19 protein-coding genes are annotated in these 20,319 nt (G+C 64.7%); 7 read left to right on the top strand and 12 right to left on the bottom strand.

The window, feature by feature from the left end; all coding sequences use genetic code 11:
- Window positions 1-131: 131 nt before the first annotated feature.
- The 7 genes from AC1DVM_RS01155 to AC1DVM_RS01125 all read right to left on the bottom strand — a co-directional run bounded on the left by AC1DVM_RS01155 (window position 132) and on the right by AC1DVM_RS01125 (window position 8,819).
- Window positions 132-1,481 (bottom strand): sigma-54-dependent transcriptional regulator, encoded by a 1,350-nt coding sequence (locus tag AC1DVM_RS01155; protein ID WP_477251268.1) that lies wholly within the window; start codon window positions 1,479-1,481, stop codon window positions 132-134.
- Window positions 1,478-3,385: an ATP-binding protein gene (locus AC1DVM_RS01150; protein ID WP_477251266.1), complete on the bottom strand. Its 1,908-nt coding sequence runs from the start codon at window positions 3,383-3,385 to the stop codon at window positions 1,478-1,480. The genes AC1DVM_RS01155 and AC1DVM_RS01150 overlap by 4 nt, the downstream gene beginning before the upstream one ends.
- Window positions 3,382-4,758: an ABC transporter substrate-binding protein gene (locus tag AC1DVM_RS01145; protein ID WP_477251264.1), complete on the bottom strand. Its 1,377-nt coding sequence runs from the start codon at window positions 4,756-4,758 to the stop codon at window positions 3,382-3,384. Before AC1DVM_RS01145 ends, AC1DVM_RS01150 begins: the two co-directional genes overlap by 4 nt.
- Before the next feature lie 76 nt (window positions 4,759-4,834).
- Window positions 4,835-5,638 (bottom strand): MBL fold metallo-hydrolase, encoded by an 804-nt coding sequence (locus tag AC1DVM_RS01140; RefSeq protein ID WP_477251262.1) that lies wholly within the window; start codon window positions 5,636-5,638, stop codon window positions 4,835-4,837.
- A 126-nt stretch (window positions 5,639-5,764) separates the two neighbouring features.
- A complete protein-coding gene (locus AC1DVM_RS01135; RefSeq protein ID WP_477251260.1) occupies window positions 5,765-6,820 on the bottom strand; it encodes an MBL fold metallo-hydrolase in 1,056 nt (351 codons plus the stop codon).
- Window positions 6,820-7,872, bottom strand: coding sequence for a MaoC family dehydratase (locus tag AC1DVM_RS01130; RefSeq protein WP_477251251.1), 1,053 nt, complete (start codon window positions 7,870-7,872; stop codon window positions 6,820-6,822). Before AC1DVM_RS01130 ends, AC1DVM_RS01135 begins: the two co-directional genes overlap by 1 nt.
- Window positions 7,873-7,889: 17 nt before the next feature.
- A complete protein-coding gene (locus AC1DVM_RS01125) occupies window positions 7,890-8,819 on the bottom strand; it encodes an HpcH/HpaI aldolase/citrate lyase family protein (RefSeq protein WP_477251250.1) in 930 nt (309 codons plus the stop codon).
- 176 nt (window positions 8,820-8,995) lie between these two features.
- Between AC1DVM_RS01125 and AC1DVM_RS01120 the strand changes: the two genes are divergently transcribed.
- From AC1DVM_RS01120 to AC1DVM_RS01095, 6 genes are all read left to right on the top strand, one after another.
- Window positions 8,996-9,766 carry an enoyl-CoA hydratase-related protein gene (locus AC1DVM_RS01120; RefSeq protein WP_477251248.1) on the top strand — a complete coding sequence of 257 codons (771 nt, stop codon included), beginning with the start codon at window positions 8,996-8,998 and terminating at the stop codon, window positions 9,764-9,766.
- A gap of 176 nt (window positions 9,767-9,942) precedes the next feature.
- On the top strand, window positions 9,943-10,734 hold the full coding sequence (locus AC1DVM_RS01115; protein WP_477251246.1) for an ABC transporter ATP-binding protein: 792 nt from the start codon (window positions 9,943-9,945) through the stop codon (window positions 10,732-10,734).
- A 12-nt stretch (window positions 10,735-10,746) separates the two neighbouring features.
- Window positions 10,747-11,628: a branched-chain amino acid ABC transporter permease gene (locus AC1DVM_RS01110; RefSeq protein WP_477251244.1), complete on the top strand. Its 882-nt coding sequence runs from the start codon at window positions 10,747-10,749 to the stop codon at window positions 11,626-11,628.
- Window positions 11,629-11,648: 20 nt separating this feature from the next.
- Window positions 11,649-12,668 (top strand): branched-chain amino acid ABC transporter permease, encoded by a 1,020-nt coding sequence (locus tag AC1DVM_RS01105; protein WP_477251360.1) that lies wholly within the window; start codon window positions 11,649-11,651, stop codon window positions 12,666-12,668.
- A 68-nt stretch (window positions 12,669-12,736) separates the two neighbouring features.
- A complete protein-coding gene (locus tag AC1DVM_RS01100) occupies window positions 12,737-13,936 on the top strand; it encodes an ABC transporter substrate-binding protein (protein WP_477251243.1) in 1,200 nt (399 codons plus the stop codon).
- 3 nt (window positions 13,937-13,939) lie between these two features.
- The gene (locus AC1DVM_RS01095; protein WP_477251241.1) at window positions 13,940-14,692 is read left to right on the top strand and encodes an ABC transporter ATP-binding protein; all 753 of its coding nucleotides are present in this window, start codon (window positions 13,940-13,942) and stop codon (window positions 14,690-14,692) included.
- Window positions 14,693-14,766: 74 nt separating this feature from the next.
- Here the strand turns inward: AC1DVM_RS01095 and AC1DVM_RS01090 are convergent, their stop codons facing one another.
- Genes AC1DVM_RS01090 through AC1DVM_RS01070 form a run of 5 tightly spaced genes read right to left on the bottom strand, consistent with a single transcriptional unit; the run spans window position 14,767 to window position 19,494 of the window.
- Entirely contained in the window at window positions 14,767-15,498 is a 732-nt protein-coding gene (locus AC1DVM_RS01090; RefSeq protein ID WP_477251239.1) for an SDR family NAD(P)-dependent oxidoreductase, read from the bottom strand.
- Between the two features lie 10 nt (window positions 15,499-15,508).
- Entirely contained in the window at window positions 15,509-16,291 is a 783-nt protein-coding gene (locus AC1DVM_RS01085) for an SDR family NAD(P)-dependent oxidoreductase (protein ID WP_477251237.1), read from the bottom strand.
- Between the two features lie 10 nt (window positions 16,292-16,301).
- Window positions 16,302-17,087, bottom strand: a complete 786-nt coding sequence (locus AC1DVM_RS01080) for an SDR family NAD(P)-dependent oxidoreductase (protein ID WP_477251236.1) — start codon at window positions 17,085-17,087, stop codon at window positions 16,302-16,304.
- Window positions 17,088-17,130: 43 nt separating this feature from the next.
- Window positions 17,131-18,696, bottom strand: coding sequence for a long-chain-fatty-acid--CoA ligase (locus AC1DVM_RS01075; RefSeq protein ID WP_477251234.1), 1,566 nt, complete (start codon window positions 18,694-18,696; stop codon window positions 17,131-17,133).
- Entirely contained in the window at window positions 18,697-19,494 is a 798-nt protein-coding gene (locus AC1DVM_RS01070) for an enoyl-CoA hydratase/isomerase family protein (protein WP_477251232.1), read from the bottom strand.
- A gap of 147 nt (window positions 19,495-19,641) precedes the next feature.
- Here AC1DVM_RS01070 and AC1DVM_RS01065 point away from each other — a divergent pair, with 147 nt between their 5' ends.
- Window positions 19,642-20,319 (top strand): TetR/AcrR family transcriptional regulator, encoded by a 678-nt coding sequence (locus AC1DVM_RS01065; protein WP_477251230.1) that lies wholly within the window; start codon window positions 19,642-19,644, stop codon window positions 20,317-20,319.

The following is a 20,319-nucleotide window of genomic DNA, read 5'->3' as shown; positions in this document are numbered from 1 at the left end:
CGGTCTCAGTCAATGCAAGAACCGGGCCAGACCGCGACTGCGGCGGCCTTGTCCTGAAACCCGGCGAAGGAGGCATCGAGAGGGGAACGAACGGTAACGTCGCGCTGTCGCGATGGGTCAGCCCCGTAACATCACGCTTCCAGATCGCCCATGCGCCCGAGATCGTATTTCTTCATTTTCAGATAGAGGGTCTTGCGCGTGATGCCGAGGGCCTCGGCCGTCGCGCCGATGCGGCCGCCCATTCGGGTGAGGGTATCGTGAATGACCCGACGCTCGGCGATCTCCATCTGCTCTTCGAGGCTCGGCGCGTCGCGAGGGCCTTCCGGCAAGGCTAGCGGGCCCTCGTCGTCCATGCCGAGGAAATGCCGCTCGGCGGCGTTGCGCAGTTCGCGCACATTGCCGGGCCATTCCATCTGCGTGAGCGAATCGAGAAAAGTTGGGTCGGGCTCGGGCGCCGCGCGGCCTTCGCGGGACGCCGCGAGATCGAGGAAATGCCGGAACAGCATCGGCACGTCGTCGCGCCGCTCCCGCAGGGGCGGCAGGCGCAGGGTGACCACGTTGAGGCGGTAGAGGAGGTCCTCGCGGAACGTACCTTGCGTCGCCAGCACCGCGAGATCCGCCTTGGTGGCGGCAACGACGCGGAGATTGACGGGGATTTCCTTGTTGGACCCCAGCCGCTCGATGGTCCGCTCCTGCAGGACGCGCAAAAGGCGCACCTGCGCGGAGGGCGGCATCGATTCTATCTCGTCGAGAAAGAGCGTGCCGCCGCTTGCGTGTTCGAGCTTGCCGATGCGGCGCTCGCGCGCACCCGTGAACGCGCCCGGCTCATGGCCGAACAGCTCGCTCTCGATCATCGTTTCGGGAATCGCCCCGCAATTGACCGCTACGAACCGGCCCTGCCGGCGGCGCCCGAAATCGTGAAGGGCGCGCGCCGCCACCTCCTTGCCGGTTCCGGTCTCCCCGAGAAGCAGCACGTCGGCGTCTGAATCGGAGAGCAGCCTCAGGCTTTTGCGCAACCGCTCGATCGCCGCCGAACAGCCGACGAGACGCCGCGCCAGCGGGTCGTCCATCTCGGCGCGCGCGCGGAGGTTGCGGTTTTCGAGAATCAGCGCGCGATGCGCCGCAGCGCGGCGGATGGTCTCCACGAGGCGCACGGGATCCGCCGGCTTCTCGACGAAATCCCACGCGCCGGCGCGCACGGCGCGGATCGCCATCGGCACGTCCCCGTGGCCCGTCACGAGAATGACGGGGATTTCGCCATCCACCTCCCGAACCGCTTCCAGAAGCGCGAAGCCATCCTGACCGGGCATGCGGACGTCCGACACCACGACCACCGGCGCATCATGCGTCAGACGCGACAGGCCGGCCTTGGCCGAGCCTGCGGCATCAACCGCGAAGCCGTCGAGTTCGAGTGTCTGGCGGGAGGCTTCGAGCACCTCGGCATCGTCGTCGATGAGGATGACGCGGGACATGTCCGTCATGATGCCTTGGCCGTCATCAGATCGATCACAAAAGTGGTTCCCGCGGGTCCGGTTTCGGAAAGGATCAGGTCGCCGCCGAAATCCTTGGCGATGTTGTAGGACATCGACAGGCCGAGACCCAGTCCCAATCCGGGGGGCTTGGTGGTGAAGAAGGGGTCGAACACGGTTCGGCGATCGCCCTCGCGGATGCCCCGGCCCGTATCCGCCACCACGAGCCGCACGCGATCTCCCGATTTGTCCGCGCGGATGTCGATTTCACGCGGATCGCATCCATCGAGGGCATCGAGCGCGTTCGACACGAGGTTGACGACGATCTGCTCGAGCCGAATTTCCTCCGCGCGCACTCGAATCGGCTGGTGGGGAAGATCGAGCCGTACGGTCACGCCGTCCTCGAGGATTCGATGCGTGAACAGCGAGAGGGCGCCCTCGACCGTGGCGCGAAGATCCACCATGTCGAGATCGACGCCCGGGCGCCGCGCGAACCGCTTGAGGTGCTTGATCAGCTCCGCCATGCGGGCGGTCAGCGCCTGGATGCGGTCCAGGCTGGCCCGCGCCTCGTCACCGCGGCCCCGTTCGAGAAGGATCGCGCCGTTATGGGCGTGCGAGCGTATCGCCGCGAGCGGCTGGTTCAGCTCGTGGCTGATCCCCGCCGCCATCTGCCCGAGCGCCGCCAGTTTGGCCGATTGCACGAGATCGTCCCGCGTCCGCCGGAAGACGGCGAGCGCACGCGACAGGTCGCCCAGTTCGTCGTTGGTGGCGGGCGGGATCTGGGGCGCGGATTGCCCCTCGGCGATGGCGGTCGCGGCGACGGTGAGCTCCTGCAGACGGGCCACGAGATGGCGTCGCACATACAACCACCCGATCGCCGACGTGATCGCGAGCGACGCGATGGCGATGGCGAGCAGGAGGTTGCGGCCGATGGCGATGGCGGTCGCCGAACGCTCCGCCGCCCGCCGCGCAATCGCCTCCGTGCGGCTGACTTCGAGCGAGATCAGCGCGCCGAGCTGCGTCACGAGGCGGCGATTTTCCGCAAGCAGCGTCAGCCCGCGCGCATTGGCCTCGAGCTCGGCGCGCTTCACCGCCGGAAGACCGGTCTTCGGATCCGACACGGCAAGCAGGCGGGCGGCGATCTGGCCGATGGTGACCGTGTCGGTCCAGGTGGCGATGGCCTTTGATTCGAGTTCGAGCTGGTCCGTCATCTCTCCCAGGAAATTGCTGGTTTCCTGCAGGTCCTCGACACTCGGAACCGTGGCGAGGCGGCCGAGGAGCCCGATGATGAGATTGGCTTGCGCGTTGATGGCAAACAACGCCTCGCTCTTGCGGCTTTCATCGCGCAGGGCCTTGCGGTTCTCATCGGTACTTGTCCCCGGCGCGATGCGGTCGATGGCGGACTCGATATTGAACTTGGCGTCGTCGATGAGCGGATCGACCTCCTCGATCAGGTCAGCCTGCAGCCAGCGCAGCTCCTCGCTGATGGTGCGAGCCCGCTCGTGCAGGGGAAAGCGGGTTTCGGCCACTTCATCGATGGCTTTGAGATTGGCGGCGATGCCCTCGGTGACGACCAGAAGCTCGGGCGAGATCGAGCCGTCGTGGCTGCGTTCGCTCAGGATGACGCGAAGGGCCGCCAGGCGCTCACGCAAGGCACCCTGGATGCGCTCGTAGGTTTCCCGCCGCTCGGCCAGCGCCAGATCGGGCGAACTCGCGATCACGTTCGCGCCCGACTCGGCCAAGCGCGCCGAAAAGGCGAGCGCCGGCAGATGCGCCCGCGCGATCGCGTCCAGCTCCTCGCTCAGGCGCGCGTAGGACAGCCAGCCGACGACGCACGCGCCAACCGCGAGCGCGCCGACGCCGAGAAACGCCGCGATCAGACGGCCGCCGATGCCGAGTCTCTTGCGCCCGATCATGGCCGGCTTCCGAGGGGCACGGGCCCGTGGTTTCCGCCCGCCGATCCGATCCGGACCGCGGCTTCCGAGACCGCGCGGGCCGCCGACCGCATCTGGTCGTCGATGGCTCCCCTGATGCGCGCTTCGAGACGGGCTTGCGGCTCAGGCGTCGGAAGGCCGCGCGGGACGCGGATCAATCCGCCGCGCACGTCGGGCTTGGCGGATTCGGCTTCGCTCAAAGGCGCGCGCGACAGGGCAGCCCGTGCGTCGCTCACGAGTTGCGCGGCCACGGCGTCCGAGCGATCCGTCAGATCGCGTTCGAGGCCGCGGATCGCCCCCCAGAGCCGCGCCAGATCGGCCCGGCGAAAGGTGATGGCTTCGTCGAAGATGATGTTGACGAGCTCATAGCGCGCGGCCGACAGGCTTGCGTCGAACAGACCTTTGACGAAGAGGCTGTCGCGCGCGAACGGGTTGTAGCCCGCGATTCCTTCCGGCGGGTAGACCTGAGGCGAGATCGGCAGCCGCCCGATGCGCGGATCGAGAAGCAAAGCCTGCCCCTCCTCGGACAGCACGAAATCGACGAAGCGTTCGGCCCCCGCGCGATTGGCTCCATCGGTCAGGATGGCGATGCTCGCGGGCACGAACAGCGTCTCGTCCGGAAGCACGAAGCGAGTCCTGCCGGCGGGTGCTCCCTGCGGGTTGGTGAGAAAATCGATCGACGGACCGATGCCGAAGCGGCCGCGCGCGACGCCGGCCGAGACGCCGAAGCTGCGCGCCGTGACGGTTGCCAGATTGCCACCGATCTCGGACCAGATCGCCCAGCCCCTGTCCCATCCATGGACCTGAAGGATCGCCTCGACCATCAGATGCGTCGTGCCCGACCGCGACGGCGAACTGATGCCCAGATGTCCCGCATAGACCGGCGCGGTCAGTCCCGTCCAGGATCGCGGAGCCGGAAGTCGCCGCTCCTCGAGATAATCCGGATTGTAGACGAAGCCGTACCCCGACAGGGCAAATCCGAGATAGCGCAGGTCGGGATCATTGACCGGATAGCCGGCGATGAGTTCCGGGGCGCCGGTCGCTCGCGGCTCGATTGTGGCGAGGCGGCCGGCGCTTTTCAGGATTTCAAACGCATCCGGAGCGGAGGCCCAGAACAGATCCGCATGGGGATGCCGCCCACCCACGATGTCGGCCACCGCGCCCGTTGTCTTGCGCTGGATGAACTCGATGGGAGTATCGGGATGCCGGGCCTCGAAGGCCGCGCGGAAGGGATCGAGAAACGCAGGCGGGAACGACGTAAGGATGCGCACCGGCTGCGCCGCCCCGGCAGGGCCGAGCGTCAGCGCGAGGCCCAGCAGAATGGGGGCGATCCATCGGGTGAAAGCTGGCGGCATCTGTCCTTCCGGCGAGACGGCAAATGTGAGCTTCAGCCTAGCCGATCTTGGGCAGGCAGGGCGAATCGGCAGCCCGTCAGCCGATGGCTGCAAGGTAGCGCGAGACCGAGCGGGCAACCGCTTCCTTGCCGTCGCGTCTCACGTTGCGGTGCGCAAAGGCGCCGTAGACGCGCTCGAACCGGTAGGGCGCGACCGCGGCGGCGATCCGCTCGACAGCAGTGGCGTTGAGCGGGATGTAATTCGGATAGCTCCGCATGAAGCTCACATAACGGCGGTCCTGGCAGACCTGCAGGTTGTCGCCCACGTAAAGGTCGCCCTTGCCATCCGCGCCCGAAGCGTCGTGCAGGAGCGTGCTGCCTTCGAAATGCCCGCCACTGCGGATGAGCGTGAGCCCAGGGCCGATCTGCCGCGTTTCCCCGGACCAGAACGCGATTGCCGGGTGCGGGTGCATCACCCATTGGCGATCATCCGCATGAAGATGAATCGGCACCCCGCCGAAGGCTTCGCTCCAACTCACCATCGAGGTGTAATAATGAGGATGCGAGATCGCGATGGCGCGGAGGCCTCCCCTTCTCTTGATCATCGCGACGACGTCGTCGGTGACGAGCGCCACGCAATCCCACAGCACGAAGCCTCCCTCGGACGGCACCAACAGGGCGCGCTGCCCGATGGCGAAGGAAGGGGCGATGCCGATGCCCGTCACGCCGTCTTCATCGGTCAACGCGTTGCGATGCTCCGCCTTCAGGGCCTCGCGATCGGTCCATTCCTGGCCCGACCAGCGCACATATTGCCGTTCGTCCTCGCAGATCGGGCAGGCCCTCGGCGGTGCCGGCGCGTCGGCGAACTGGGTGCCGCATTGGACACAGATGAAACGGGTCATGGATTGGCTCCAGCAACGTTGCGGATCCGGATATCGCAACCTGCGACGAGCGTCATACAGGATTTCATGCCGTCCGGGCCAGTCTCCTGAAGCGGAGACGAACCGCCTTCGCGGCGAGCCAGCGGATCAGGAACGGGTGCTGAACACGGCGCGCCCTTGGGGGTCGCGATCCTCCCGGATCACCCCATGGGTGAGCAGGTAATTGACGTGAGCGAGGGTTTCTCCGAGGGCGAAGCCGACGCTGTCGGGACCCTCGACATGCGGAAACAGCGTCCGCGAGAGGTCGAGCGCCGTCGTCCACTCCGCCAGGCAATCCGCGACCTCGTCGAGGCGCTTGCGGTGATGGTCGCGAAGCTCTTCGATCCGCGTGTGGATGCCGCGATAGGGCATGCCATGGGAAGGCAGCACCAGTGCGTTCGCCGGCATGTCGGAAAATTGCGGGAATGACGCAAGATAATCCGCCAGCGGGTCGGCATTCGGCGTCATCTCGTAGACGGCGATGACGGGGGAAATTTTCGGCAGCAGATGATCGCCCGCGATGAGAATTTGCGATTGCGCATCGTACAGGGACGCGTGTTCGAAGGCGTGGCCGCGCGTGACGATAACGCGCCAGTCCCGCTGGCCGAGACGGATTGTCTGGCCTTCGCGGATTTCGGTGATGGCGCCCGGGATGGGAGTCGCAAGGTCGATATAGCGGTGGCGGCTTTCGACCATCCGGTCCGCCACCTCATCGTCGAATCCGTGCCGGACCAGATAGGAATGATGCGTGGCATGGGAGCCCGGCACATCGTGCATATGGCTCATCCGGGCCCATATCCACTCCGCGAAGGTGCCGACGAATTCCGCGTCGAAGCGCTCGACCATCCAGCCCGACAGACCGATATGGTCCACATGTCCGTGCGTCGCGATGACACGACGGACCGGCAGGCCGCGCATCGGCCCCGCCAGCAAGGTCTCCCACACGCTCATCAGTTCCGCGGTCGCGCAGCCGGTATCGATGACGGTCCAGCCGTCATCTTCCTCGAGCAACCAGACGTTCACGTGGTTGAGACGGAAGGGCAGCGGCAGGCGCGCCCAGAGCAGGCCGGGTGCGACCTCCCGCACAGTGCCGGTGGCGGGTGGTGTCTCCCAGGGAAATTCGAGCCTGGTCGAGTGGGAGCCCATGTGTCGAAGCCGATTCATCAGGAGATGTCGCGGGGCATGAGCAGCCAGTAATCGAGATCGAGCAGCACCGCGGCTTCGTCCTCGCCGCCCGGGGCCGGGAAGGTCGCGCCATCGATGTCCTTGGTGGCGACGGTGCGCACGCGCAGGGCGCCGATATCGGGGCGATTCGCCAAGACCTGCTTTTCGAGGATCTCGGACCAGGCATAGATCGTGTCGCCAGCCGCCGCCGGGTTGACATGTCGGCCGCCATTGACGGCGGCGACCAGGCAGCCGTTGGCGAGGCCGTTGAAAGACAGGGATCGCGCCAGCGAGATGATGTGGCCGCCATAGACGATCCGCCGGCCGAAGCGGCTGGATTTTTGCAGCACGGCGTCGAAATGGCCCTTCGCGGTGTTCTGGTAGAGGCGCGTGGCGATCTGATGCTCGGCCTCCTCGATGGTCATGCCGTCGATATGGTCGATGCGCTCGCCCACCGTGTAATCCTCGAAGCCGAAGGCGCTGCCTGAGAGCGCCCGGTCGTAGCGCGAGAAATCGAGCCCTTTCGGGACGACGATCGAGTCGCTCGCGACCTGCGGAGCCATTTCGGGAACGACCGTGTCGGGTGCGGCGGCGTCGATATTGCGCTTGTTGACCATGACCCAGCGGATGAAGGTCAACACCGCCTCTCCGCGCTGATTATAGCCCGTCGAGCGAACATACACGATGCCGGTGCGTCGGTTGGCATTCTCGCGCAGACCAATCACTTCGCTGCGCGCGGTGAAACTGTCACCCGGCCAGGCCGGCGCCAGAAAACGGCATTCCGCGTAGCCCAGATTCGCCACCGCGTTCAGCGAGACGTCGGGAACAGTTTTTCCGAAGATGACGTGAAACAACAGGAGATTGTCGATCGGCGCCCGCTCGAGCCCGCAGCCTTGCGCGAAGGCATCCGACGATTGCAAAGCGAACCGCATTCCGTAGAGCGCCGAAAAAAGCGCTACGTCGCCCGTCGTGACCGTGCGCGGCACCGCATGGACGATGTCCTGACCGAGCCGGAAATCCTCGAAGAAATGGCCTCTGGTTGCTTTGGTCATGTCAATCAACGCGACACTCACAGCCCGGCCGTCGGTTTCATGCCGGCGAGCTCCGCGCGGTCGATGACCCGTTGGACGAGACGGACGGTTGCAACATCCACCATCTGCCCGTCGACCTGGATGGCGCCAAGGCCCTGCTTCTGCGCGTCCGCATAGGCGGCCACGGCCTTGTAGGCGCGGTCCACTTCGGCCTGAGTCGGACTGAACACCTCCTGGGCGATGGCGACCTGGCTTGGGTGAATGGCCCATTTTCCGGCAGCGCCGAGTTGCAACGCGCGGGTGCACTCGATGCGGAAATAATCCGTATCGCGGAAATTGACGAAGGGCCCGTCGACGGCGTCGAGGCCGTAGGTCCTTGCCGCCACGATCATCTTGTAGCGGGCGTAATGCCAGATATCGCCGGGATAGCCGGTGTCGCCCGAGATGGCGCGCGGGTCGATGCCCTGCGAGGCCGAATAATCGCCCATGCCGAAGACCAGCGCCTCGAGCCTGTCCGAGGCCCCGGCGATCTCCTCCACGCGCATGATGGCCTCGGCCTCCTCGATCAGAACCTCGATGCCGATCCGCCGCCGCAATCCGAGCTTGCCCTCGATCTGGGACAGGAGACGGTCCACGAAACGCACGTCGCAGGCGGATTTCACCTTCGGCACCAGGATGGTGTCGAGGTTTTCCCCGGCGCCTTCGACGACCGAGATGATGTCCTCATAGGCGTAATGGGTGTCGAGGTCGTTGATGCGCACGCACCGGATGCTGCCGCCCCAGTCGAGCGTGTTGAGCGCCTGAACGATCTGGGCCCGGGCGGGCACCTTGGCGGCGGGCGCGACCGCGTCTTCGAGATCGAGGAAGACGTGGTCGACCTCAAGCGAGGCGGCCTTGGCCATCATCTTGTCGCTGGACCCCGGAACCGCAAGCTGGCAGCGGCGCAGTCTCTTCGGTCTTGCGGTCATCGTTCTCTCCCTGGCCGACCCGGCCGCGTCTCGGTCGGGGCCTGCGGGCGGATGGCGGCCGGCAGGCTTTGACGTCGCCGGAACGCTCGCCTATAATCTAACTATCGTTAGAATATTGACGCGTAAACCCCTATTTGCCGGAACGCCTCGAATCGTTCAGCGCACGGGAAGGCATCATGTCACTGGTTCTCCTGGAACATCCAGCCGCTCACGTCGCGCTCCTGCGCCTCAACCGCCCGGAAGCGCGCAACGCCCTCAGCCCCGAACTGCGCGCGGAGTTGCGGGAGCATTTCCTCGCTCTCACGGCGGATGGCGGGATTCGGGCCATCGTGATGACGGGGGACCAAAAGGCGTTCGCGGCGGGCGCGGATATCCGCTCCATGGTCGAAATCGGACCCGGCGAAATGATGCGGCGCGCCGACGACGTGAACTGGGCGGCGATCCGCCATTGTCCGAAGCCGGTGATCGCGGCCGTGAACGGCTACGCGCTTGGCGGCGGCTGCGAACTGGCGCTTCATGCCGATATCATCATCGCGGGTGAAGGCGCGCGATTCGGCCAGCCGGAGGTGAAGCTCGGAATCATGCCGGGCGCCGGCGGGACCCAGCGGCTGGCGCGTGCGGTGGGACGCTACCGCGCCATGCTGATGCTTCTCACCGGCGAACCCATGACCGCGCGGGAAGCCTATGAGGCGGGGCTTGCCAGCAAGGTCACGCCGGACGACGACACGGTGGCCGAAGCGGTGGCGCTCGCCGTCACCATTGCGGCCATGCCTCCGCTCGCCGTCGCCGAAATCAAGCAGGTGCTTCACGCCGGCCTCGATGCCTCCCTCGACACCGCCCTCATGCTGGAGCGCCGCGCCGCCTATCTGCTGTTCGATTCCAACGACAAGCGGGAGGCCATGACGGCGTTTCTGGAGAAACGGAAGCCAACCTTTTCAGGCTCGTAAGCGGTGCGCCGGGTGAGCGCACAAACGCTGGTGACAAGTTTTCGAACAAGTGTTAGAGTTTTTGAAATCACCCCAGACGGCAGAGATCGGCAGGGGGCTTTGGGAGAATTCGGCATGAAGGCAACGGGATCCCTGTCGACCATGCGCGGGCACGCCGCCGCGCGGCGAAGCTGATCATGCTGCGGGTCGACAACATCCAGCTTGCATTCGGCGGCCTGAAGGCCCTGAGCGGTGTCAGCGTTCACGCCAAGGCGGGCCGGATCACCTCCGTCATCGGCCCGAACGGCGCCGGCAAGACGAGCCTGTTCAACGTCATATCGGGCTTCTACAAGCCCCAGCACGGCCGCGTGACGCTCGACGGCCAGGATATCTCGTCTCTCAAGCCGAGCCAGCGCGCCTATTGCGGCATGTCGCGGACCTTCCAGAACATCGCACTCTTCCATGGCATGAGCGTCCTCGACAACATCAAGCTGGGCGCCCACACCAAGCTGAAGAGCGGCGTCTTGTCGGCGGGCTTCCGCCTGCGGCAGACGCGCAACGAAGAGGCCGAGCTCTCCAGCGAGATCCAGCGTGAGATCATCGGTCTGCTCGAACTCGACCGCGTTCAGCACAAGGCGGTGGAAGACCTCGCCTATGGGCTTCAGAAACGCGTGGAGCTGGCGCGCGCCCTGGTGATGAAGCCCAAGATTCTCCTTCTCGACGAGCCGGTGGCCGGCATGAACCGCGAGGAGAAGCGCGAGATGAGCCGCTTCGTGGTCGATGTCCGCCACAACTGGAACACGACCGTGCTCCTGATCGAACACGACATGAGCATGGTGATGGGAATTTCCGACCACATCGTGGTTCTGTCCTTCGGCAAGCCGATCGCGTCCGGCACACCCGACGAGGTGCGCTCCAACCCGGACGTCATCAAGGCCTATCTCGGCACGGGCGACGACGTCGCTCCCGCCAAGGCAACAGCGGCGTAGGAGCGCGTAGCCATGAACCCCTTCGCGTTGTTTCTGGAATATTCGGCGGTCGGCATCGCGGCGGGCGGCATCTACGCCCTCATCGCGCTCGGCATCGTGGTCATCTTCAAGTCCAGCCGCACCTTCAACTTCGCCATGGGCGAAATGATGATGCTCTCGGCCTATTTCTTCTATACGGCGGCCGTCACGTTCTCCATGGGGATCGTCGTCGGCATCCTTGCGGCCATGATCGGATCGATCGTGATCGCGCTGATGATCGAGCGGTTCGCCCTGCGGCCCATGATGGGACGGCCTTTCATCGCGATCGTCATGGTGACGTTCGGCATCGGCAGCATCATTCGTGGGGTGGTGGGCATGATCTGGGGGCCGAATGATCTGCAGATCCCCGCGATCCTGTCGCGTTCGCCCGTGATGCTCGGCAGCATCTTCATTCCCGGCAAGACGGCGCGCGCTTTTGCCATCGCGGTCGTGCTCGTGGGCGCGCTGATCGCCTTCCTGCGCTATTCCCGCGCGGGCGTCGCTTTGCGCGCCGCGGCCGCCGACCAGATCACGGCCTATTCCATGGGCATCGACGTTCGCCGGGTCATCGCATTCACGTGGGTGATCGCCGCCGTCACGGGCTGCATCAGCGGCATCCTGATGGCCAACGTCAACACGCTGACGCCGCATCTCGGTCTCGTCGCCCTCAACGTTCTGTCGGTGGTGATTCTCGGCGGCATGAATTCCATCGGAGGCGTGCTGGTGGCGGGCTTCATCATCGGCTGGCTCGAGGCCGTCACCGGATGGGTGCTCGGGACGGAGTTCCGCGAGATCACGCCCTACATCCTCGCCCTGCTGGTCCTTCTCGTGCGTCCCACCGGCCTCTTCGGCACCAAGGAAATCGAGCGAATCTGATGGTGAGCAACGTGGAAACCATGTCTGTCCAGGCGCCGGCGCGAGGGATCGGTCGTGACTGGCTGTGGGGCGGATTGCTGATCGCGGTGCTCATGGCATTGCCGCTGGTGGCGCCGCGCTACTGGATCTATTTCGCGGGCCTGCTCGGTATCAACATCATCGCCACGCACGGGCTCAACATCATGACCGGCTATACCGGCCTGCTGTCGCTTGGCCATGCTGCGTTCGTGGGTGTGGGCGCCTATACGGTGGCGCTGGCCCAGATCCATCTGGGGCTGCCCTTCTACATCACGATTCCGCTCGCGGGCGTCGCCGCGGCCGTGATCGGCATCGGATTCGGTCTGCCCTCGTTGCGGATTCGGGGCCTTTATCTCGTCATCGCGACCCTCGCCGCGCAGTTCATTCTGAATTTCATATTTGTTCACTGGCAGAGCGTGACCAAGGGCGACGTTGGTCTGACGGTGCAACCCGCGACGATTTTCGGATATCCGCTCAACAACGAAACGCGCACCTATTACCTCATCCTGTTCTGCGTCGTTTTCTTCACGATCTTCACGCTGAACGTCATCCGTTCCCGCGTCGGCCGCGCCTTCATCGCGGTCCGCGAGCGCGACCTCACGGCCGAAGTCCTGGGCGTGCAGATCGTCTGGTACAAGCTCGTGGCTTTCGCGCTCGGCTCCTTCTATGCCGGCGTCGCAGGGGGGCTGCTCGCGTATTTCAACCAGTTCGTGAATCCCGAACAGTTCGGCCTTCTGCTGTCGGTGTTCTTTCTCTCGGCCGTCATCGTCGGCGGCATGGGCTCGACACTCGGCGTCATCCTTGGCGCGGTCTTCATGACGCTCCTGCCGGAGTTGCTGCGCGAGGGCGCGCTCGGCATCGGCAACACGCTCGGTCTCGACGTCGCGTCGATCCTGGTGCCGCTCCGTGAGACGATCTTCGGCTTGCTGATGGTGACATTCCTGATCCTCGAACCGCGTGGCCTTGCCCAGCTGTGGAAGCGCGCGCGGCAGAGATTCTCACCCGTCCGCGAGGGTGCGTGAGGCGTCCTCGCCGCCCGCTCCGGGCGGCGACAATAAACGATCGACCAGATCTACAGGTGGAGGGGATAATGATTACCAGACGCAGGTTCCTTGAGACGGCAGGCGCAGTCGCGGCTGTGAGCACATTCAACATCCGCACCGCGCGCGCCGCGGATTCTCTCAACTGGAGCATCCATTGCGACCTGACGGGACCAGCCGCCGAAGGCGGCAAGTTCCAGGGCGAAGGCTTCACGGCGTATGCGGATTGGATCAATTCGCAGGGCGGCATCCGCGGCCGCAAGATCAACCTCACCATCAACGATTCGACTTTCAAGGTCGACGTGGCGGTGGCGAACGTGAAGAAGGAGTTGGCGCGAGGCCGGGTGGATTATCTCTTCGGCGAGAGCACCGGCATGATCCAGGCGATTTCGCCCGAGAACAACTCCACCTACAAGATCCTCATGACCTCCGGATCGTTCGCCTCTGAGCTCGCCGACGAGAAGAACTTCCCTTATCACTTCGTCACCGGCGCGACCTACGGCTCGCAGCTTCGCATGCTGGTCGATTACGTGAAGAAATCGGCAGGCTCCAACACGCCGTCGATCGCCATCGTGCATTCCAGCACCAGCATGGGCCGCGACGGCATCGAAGGCGCGCTTGAGCGGGCAAAGGAGCTCGGCATCAAGGTCGTGCTCGTGCAGCAGACGAAGTTCGTCGAGACCGATGTGAGCGCCTACGCGCTCGCCATTCGCCAAGCCAAGCCGACCCACGTCATCCATCACGGCTACTCCTTCGCGGTCTGGCCGGAAATCGTGCGCCTCGTGCGCGATTACGGCATGGACGACGTGATGTTCCTCGGCACCGTCTGGCAGAACGAACGCGCCAAGATGATCGAGCTCAAGGACGTTGCCGAAGGGCTCGTCGGCGTGAAGGTCTGGAACGACGACACGGTGAAGCCTGCCGGCGAAACGATGAAGACCATCGGCACGCTCATCAAGGCCAAGCAGCCGAATTTCAGCGGCTACGCTCGCCTCGGCTTCCTCAACGCCTGGATGAGCGGCATGATGGCCACGAAAGCCTTCGAGACCGTCATCGATGCCGGCAAGGAGGTCAACGGCGACAATCTCGCCGAGGCCATGCGCGCGGTGAAGAATTGGGATACGGGCGGCCTCATCGACGTTCCGGTGTCCATTTCGGGCCAGCAGGTCGGCATGGGCCGGATCATCCGCTGGAGCCAGAAGAACAAATGGGACCCCGAGCATCTCACCGACTGGATGAAGGTTAACTGAGTCATGGCGGCCGCTCTCGAAATCAAGGACCTCGCCGTCGTCTATCAGGGCGTCATCCAGGCTCTGACGGACCTGAACCTCAGCGTTCCGGAGGGCAGCATCGTGGCGCTTCTCGGCGCCAATGGCGCCGGCAAGACCACGACCCTGAAGGCGATCTCCGGGTTCCTTCCTCTCGAGAACGGCCGCGTGACGAGCGGTTCGATCACGGTCGGCGGACAGGACATCGCCAGGCTGGCGCCGCACCTGATCGTGCGTCGCGGCATCTTCCATGTCCGTGAGGGACGGCATGTCTTCGCCGAGATGACGGTCGAGGAAAACCTGATCGCCGCGACCTTCGCCCAGCGCAAGGCGCGGCCCAGGAAGGAGGCCTTCGACGAGGTCTACAACTTCTTCCCGATCCTGTCGCAGCGGCGGCATCAGGCGGCCGGCTATCTTTCCGGTGGCGAACAACAGATGCTGGCGATCGGCCGCGCCCTCGTGGCCGATCCGGAGATGATCCTGCTCGACGAGCCCTCGCTTGGCCTCGCGCCGCTCATCGTGAAGGAAATCTTCGAGATCGTGGCCCAGATCAACCGGCAGAAGAAGGTGTCGATCCTGCTCGTCGAGCAGAACGCCGTGATCGCGCTGAAATACGCCTCTTATGGCTACGTCATCGAGAATGGCCGGACTGTGCTGTCCGGAAGCGCCGCTGAACTCTCCACCAACGAGGATATCCAGAAATTCTATCTCGGCGTCGACACCGACGTCGCGGCCTGATCGCTTCACGTGGGCACCAAACGAAAAAGGGCGGCACCGGCGTGCCGCCCACTTTTTTTGCCAAGCGCGAACTCTCAGTAGAGGGATATCCCCATCGATCGCCCGCCATCCAGCGTCAGGATCTGGCCGGTGACGTTTTTCGTCCGCGGATCGGCGAAGAACGCGATGCCGTTGGCGATGTCCTCGGGCTGGCCCACCGTCTTCGTCGGCTGCTTGGCGATCAGCTCCTGCTGCCGCTCGGGGGTGAGCGAGCGGAACATATCCGTCTCGATCAGGCCGGGCGCGATGGCGTTGACGAAGATCCCCTTCTCGGCAAGGTCGATGGCCATGCCGCGCGTGAGACCGACGGTGCCGGCCTTCGACGTGATGTAGGGCGCATGGGCATAGCCCGCGAGATAGGCCCGCGACGCCACATTGATGATGCGCCCGCCGCGCTTCATCGCCTTCACGGCTTCCTGCGCCATCACGAATGTGCCCACCACGTTGACCTCGTACATGGCCTTGAAGTCGTCCTCCGTGATGGTGTCGAACTTGCCGTCCCAAAAGATCGCCGCGTTGTTGACCAGCACGTCGAGCCTGGGCAGGGACCGGATCAGCGCCGCGACGGCGGGTCGGTCGGTGATCGACAGCGCGTGATGCTCGACCGAGCGCGATTTCTTGAGCAAGGTGTCGGCCGCGGCCGCGAGCGGTTCGGCATTGCGGTCGACCATGACCACGTGAAAACCGTCGTCGAGCAGGCGGTTCACCGTTGCGAGGCCGATCCCCTGTCCGGCGCCGGTGACGAGCGCCACTTCTTTTTCGCTCATGGTGATGTCCTCAGGAGTCCACGGGAAGGACGAAGGTTTCGGTGAGGCCGCCATCCACGACCAGGATATGGCCGTTCATGTAGCTCGCGGCTTTCGACACCATGAAGGCGACGACGCCGCCGGCCTCCTCGGGATCGCCCCAGCGGCCGAGAGGGATCCGCCCCGATACGCCTCGCTCATAGCCGGGCCGAGCCAGGATGCTGGTGTTGATCTCGGTCAGGAAGTAACCCGGCGCCATCATGTTGCAGGTCACGCCCTTGGGACCGAGTTCCGCCGCGAGCGCGCGGGTCATTCCGGCCAGGCCGTGCTTGCTCGACACGTAGGCGGCAATCTTTTCACGTCCCGTCACGGCGAGGGCGGAGCCCACATTGACGAGGCGGCCATAGCCCTTCGGCACCATGAAGCGCGCGGCTTCGCGGCACAGCAGATAAGGGCCGCGGACATTCGTGCGGATGACGCTGTCCCAGGTCGAGGTCTTTGCTTCGGCGAGGGGCTCCCAAGCGTTGATGCCCGCATTGTTGACGAGGATGTCGAGCCGCCCTTCCGCCTCGCCGATCTCGCGAATGGCGCGGACGCATTCATCGCCGTCCGAGAGATCGAACGCGCTGGTGCGGACGTCGAGACCTGCCTCGCGCAGGGTGGCGGCCGATTGTTCGAGCTGGTCCCGGCCCCGCGCCGTCATGTAGACGCGAGCGCCGGATTCCGCGACGGCGCGCGCCATCTCGAAACCGAGGCCCCGCGACGCGCCGGTGACGACGGCGACCTGGCCCTTGAGAGAAAAGCGTTCAGTCATATCGGTTTCCTCAGGCAGCAAGCTGGAACGTGAAGGTGGCCTCGATGCCGCCATCCACATGGATCACCTGCCCGGTCACGAAGCTCGATGCGGCGGAGGCAAGGTAGATGAGCGTGCCGACCAGTTCCTCCGGCTCGCCCCAGCGCTCCATGGGCGTCACCCCGCTGACGGCCTCCATGTAGCCGGGACGGGACGTCAGGCTGGCGTTGATGTCGGAGACGAAATAGCCCGGCGCGATGACGTTCGCGGTGATGTTCTCACGGCCGAGTTCGGCTGCGAGCGAACGGGTGAGGCCGACGATCGCCGACTTGCTGGCGCAATAGGCATGAAGCTTGGCCCGCCCGAGCGTGGAGAGGATCGAGCCGATATTGATGATACGGCCGCCCCGGCCGCCCGCGCGCATGATGGCGGCGCATTCCTGCGACATGATGAAAGTCGCCTTCACGTTGGTGTCCATTACCCGCTCGAAATCCTCCACGTCACTGTCGAGGACCGGCTGCCAGTTGATGATGCCCGCGTTGTTCACGCAGATATCCACGCGTCCGAGTTCGTGTCCGATCCGGCGGATACCGGTGCGGATCGCCTCCTCGTCGGTGAGGTCGATGGGCAGGATTGTGGCCTCGCCGCCTGCAGCGACGATCTCGTCGCGAACCTCGTTCAGGCGCGCTTCGTCGCGCGCGATCAGCACCACGTGGGCGCCCGCCGCCGCCAGTCCCTTGGCCATCGGCCTGCCGAGGCCTCGGCTGGCGCCCGTGATGACCGCGACCTTGTCCTTCAGCGAGAACAGTTCAAGCATTATCAATTCTCCTTGCAGCGCGGGCTGCCATCGAGCGACGGGCTCAAGCCTGTCCGTAGAGTCTGCGAAGCCGGACCTTGTCGATCTTGCCGCTGGGCAGTTTCACGATCTCGTCCGCGAAGACGACGTGGCGCGGCTTCTTGTAGCTGGCGATCTGGGTCCGGCAATGTTCGACGATCTCCTCGACCGTTGCCGAGGCGCCGGGCCTGACCACGACGACGGCCATCACCGCCTCGCCCCATTTTTCATCCGCCACGCCGATCACCGCCACCTCGGACACCGCCTCATGCGTGACGATCGCCTCTTCCACCTCGCGCGAATAGATGTTCTCGCCGCCCGAGATGATCATGTCCTTCTTGCGGTCGACCAGATAGAGGAACCCCTCCTCGTCCAGCTTGCCCACATCGCCCGTATGCACCCAGCCGTCGCGAAGCGTCTCCAGTGTGGCGACCGTATTGTTCCAATACCCCTTCATGATTCCGGGGCTTGTCAGCAGGACCTCGCCGACGCTGCCCGCCGGCACGTCGTCGCCGTTCTCGTCGACGACGCGCACGCCGACGCGCGGCGAGGCCTGACCGACCGAGGTGAGAATCTCCCGGTCGCGCTCGCTTCCGTCCGGCCGGTGCTGGTGGGCGAGCAACGTCGTGCCGATCCCCTCCGTCTGTCCGAATTGCTGCTGGAACACGGGGCCGAGAATTTTCAGGCCCCGTTTCAGAACCGGAATCGGCATGGGCGCCGCCGCGTAGACGATCATGCGCAGGCTCGATGTATCGGTCGTGCCGATCTTGGGGGACTCGAGCAGCGTCTGGATCATCGTGGGCGCCATGTGCGTGACGGTGATCTTTTCCTTCTCGATCGCGCCCAGAATGGCATCCGGTTCGAAGCCCTTCTGAACCACCACGGTGCCGGCGCGCCAATGTTGCGCCAGCTGAATGATCTTCGCGCCGATATGGAAGAGCGGCATCATGATGAGCAGGCGATCGGACGGTGAATTGCGCATGTCCGAGCCGAGGATCTCGGCCGCCGCCACCTGGCCCGCCTGGGACAGCATCACGCCCTTCGGACGACCCGTCGTACCGCTCGTGTAAATCAGGAACGCGACGTCGTCCGGATGCGGCCGGAACGGGACGCCGGAGGCATCGCCCGAGGATCGGAGATCTTCATAGGCAAGTGCCCCATCGATCGCCGCATCGAGACAGACAAAGTGCTCGACGCTGGTGAGCTGGCTCTTCATCGCCGCCACGGTTTCGGCATAGGCCTGCTCGAAGAACAGGACCTTCGGCGCACCGTCGTTGACGATGTAGACCATCTCGGGGATCGCGAGACGCCAGTTCACCGTCGCGCAGATGAAGCCCGACAGCTCGCATGCGCCGTAGACCTCCTGGAACGCCAGCGAGTTCTGGCTGAGAATGCCGGCGCGATCCTGCCGCTTCAGGCCAAGCCCCTTGAGGGCCGATGCCAGCCTGCTGGCCCGTTGGTGAAACTGCGCATGCGTGACGCGCGTATCGTTCCAGACGAAAGCGGTCTCGTCCGGATATTTCCACGCATTGTTGTCGAGCATGTCGGCTAGAGTCTGCGGCACTTTCATCGGACCCGATCTCTTGGTCATCTATTCGCCGGCCGGGCCGAAATGCGGCTTTCGCTTCTCGCGAAACGCCGCGAGGCCCTCGCGGAAATCCTCGCTGGCAAAGCACAGCGGCTGGGCCATCGCCTCGAAATCCAGCACTGCCGCCGGGTCGTCGGAGCGCTCCATCATGCGTTTCGTAAGCGCAAGCGCCAGCGAAGGAAGCGCCGCGATCTGGCGGGCCCTTTCCATCGCGGTGGCGGCGGCGTCATCGTCGGGCACTACGTCGTCCGCCAAACCGATCGTCAGCGCCTCCGGCCCTTTGAAGCTGCGCGCATAGAGAAGCGCCTGCCGCGCCTTCGCAAGGCCGATGCGCCGCGGCAGCGTGTAGGCGATGGCGAAGTCCGGCGTGAGGCCGATACGGGGAAACGGGAAGCCCATGCTGGCAGTCTCGCCCATGACGATCGTGTCGCAGGTAAGGGCGAGCCCCGCACCCGCGCCGACCGCATGGCCCCGGATTTCGGCAATCAGCGGCTTGTCGGCATTGAGAAGGAGACGCGCGAGCCGGTGGGCCGAGACAATCCTCTCGCGTCCGTGGACCGGATTGGCGAGCGTATCCATCTTGGACAGATCGCCGCCGACCGAGAAATTCTTCAGCGCCGACGCAAGGATGATGACGCGCGTCCGCGGGTCGTTGAGGAGTTCGGTCAACGCCGGCAGCAGCGCGCCCCGCAGGTCTTCGCCCATCGCATTGTTGCTGGCCTCATGCTTCATGACGACGCGCGCGATTCCGCGCTCGTGTCGTTCGATATCGAGGAATTGCAAAAGTCCCTCCCGGCGCATGTCGGCGTTTCGACAAAGCTACACCAATCAAAAACCTAACACTAGTTAGAAAATTGATAAAATCTGATGTGCGTTAGAAAGCATTTCACTCAGTCGAATTGCTGCCTATAATGGTACACAGTACAGGCCGTAGGAGCCGAGAGAAGAATGACCAAGAAGCTTGCCAAATCGGCCATTTCCCAGAAGCGGGTGCTCGACGCCGCGGCCAAGATTTTTCGCGATTACGGCTATGCCGGCACCACCATGCGGGTCATCGCCGATGAGGCCGAGCTGAAGGCCGGAAGCATCTATTACCATTACAAATCCAAGGACGAGCTCATCAGCGCCGTGCTCGATCTTGGCATCCGCGCGGTCATCGACACGGTCAAAGCGGCGCTCGAGGCCCTCCCTGCCGATGCGTCAGGCCGCCAGCGGGTCGAGACGGCTATTCACGCGCACCTTTCGGCCATCATCGACAATGGCGACTACACGCTGGCCACGCGTCGCGTGTTCGGTCAGGTGCCGGAGGCGATTCGCGAAAAGAACCTGCGCTTGAGAAACTCCTACGCCACCATGTGGCAGGAAATCCTGATCGATGCGCAAAAGCGCGGCGAGTTCAGGGCCGATGCGAATCTCACGCTCGCCCGCCTCTTCATTCTCGGCGCACTGAACTGGACCGTCGAGTGGTTCAAGCCCGGCGGCCGCACCATCGACGATGTCGCTCGCAATTTCTCGTCCGTCGTCGTGGATGGACTCATGGCCCCCGATGCGGTGGCCCCGGCCGAGGCCACAGCACCGGCGAAGCGCGCCGCCGCCGCTCGCGGCCCGCGGGTGAGAGCCCTCTGA

The organism is Microvirga sp. P4_A5, from assembly GCF_056402495.1.
The sequence above is the reverse complement of the archived record's forward strand: the minus strand, read 5'-3'. Positions and strand labels throughout refer to the sequence as shown.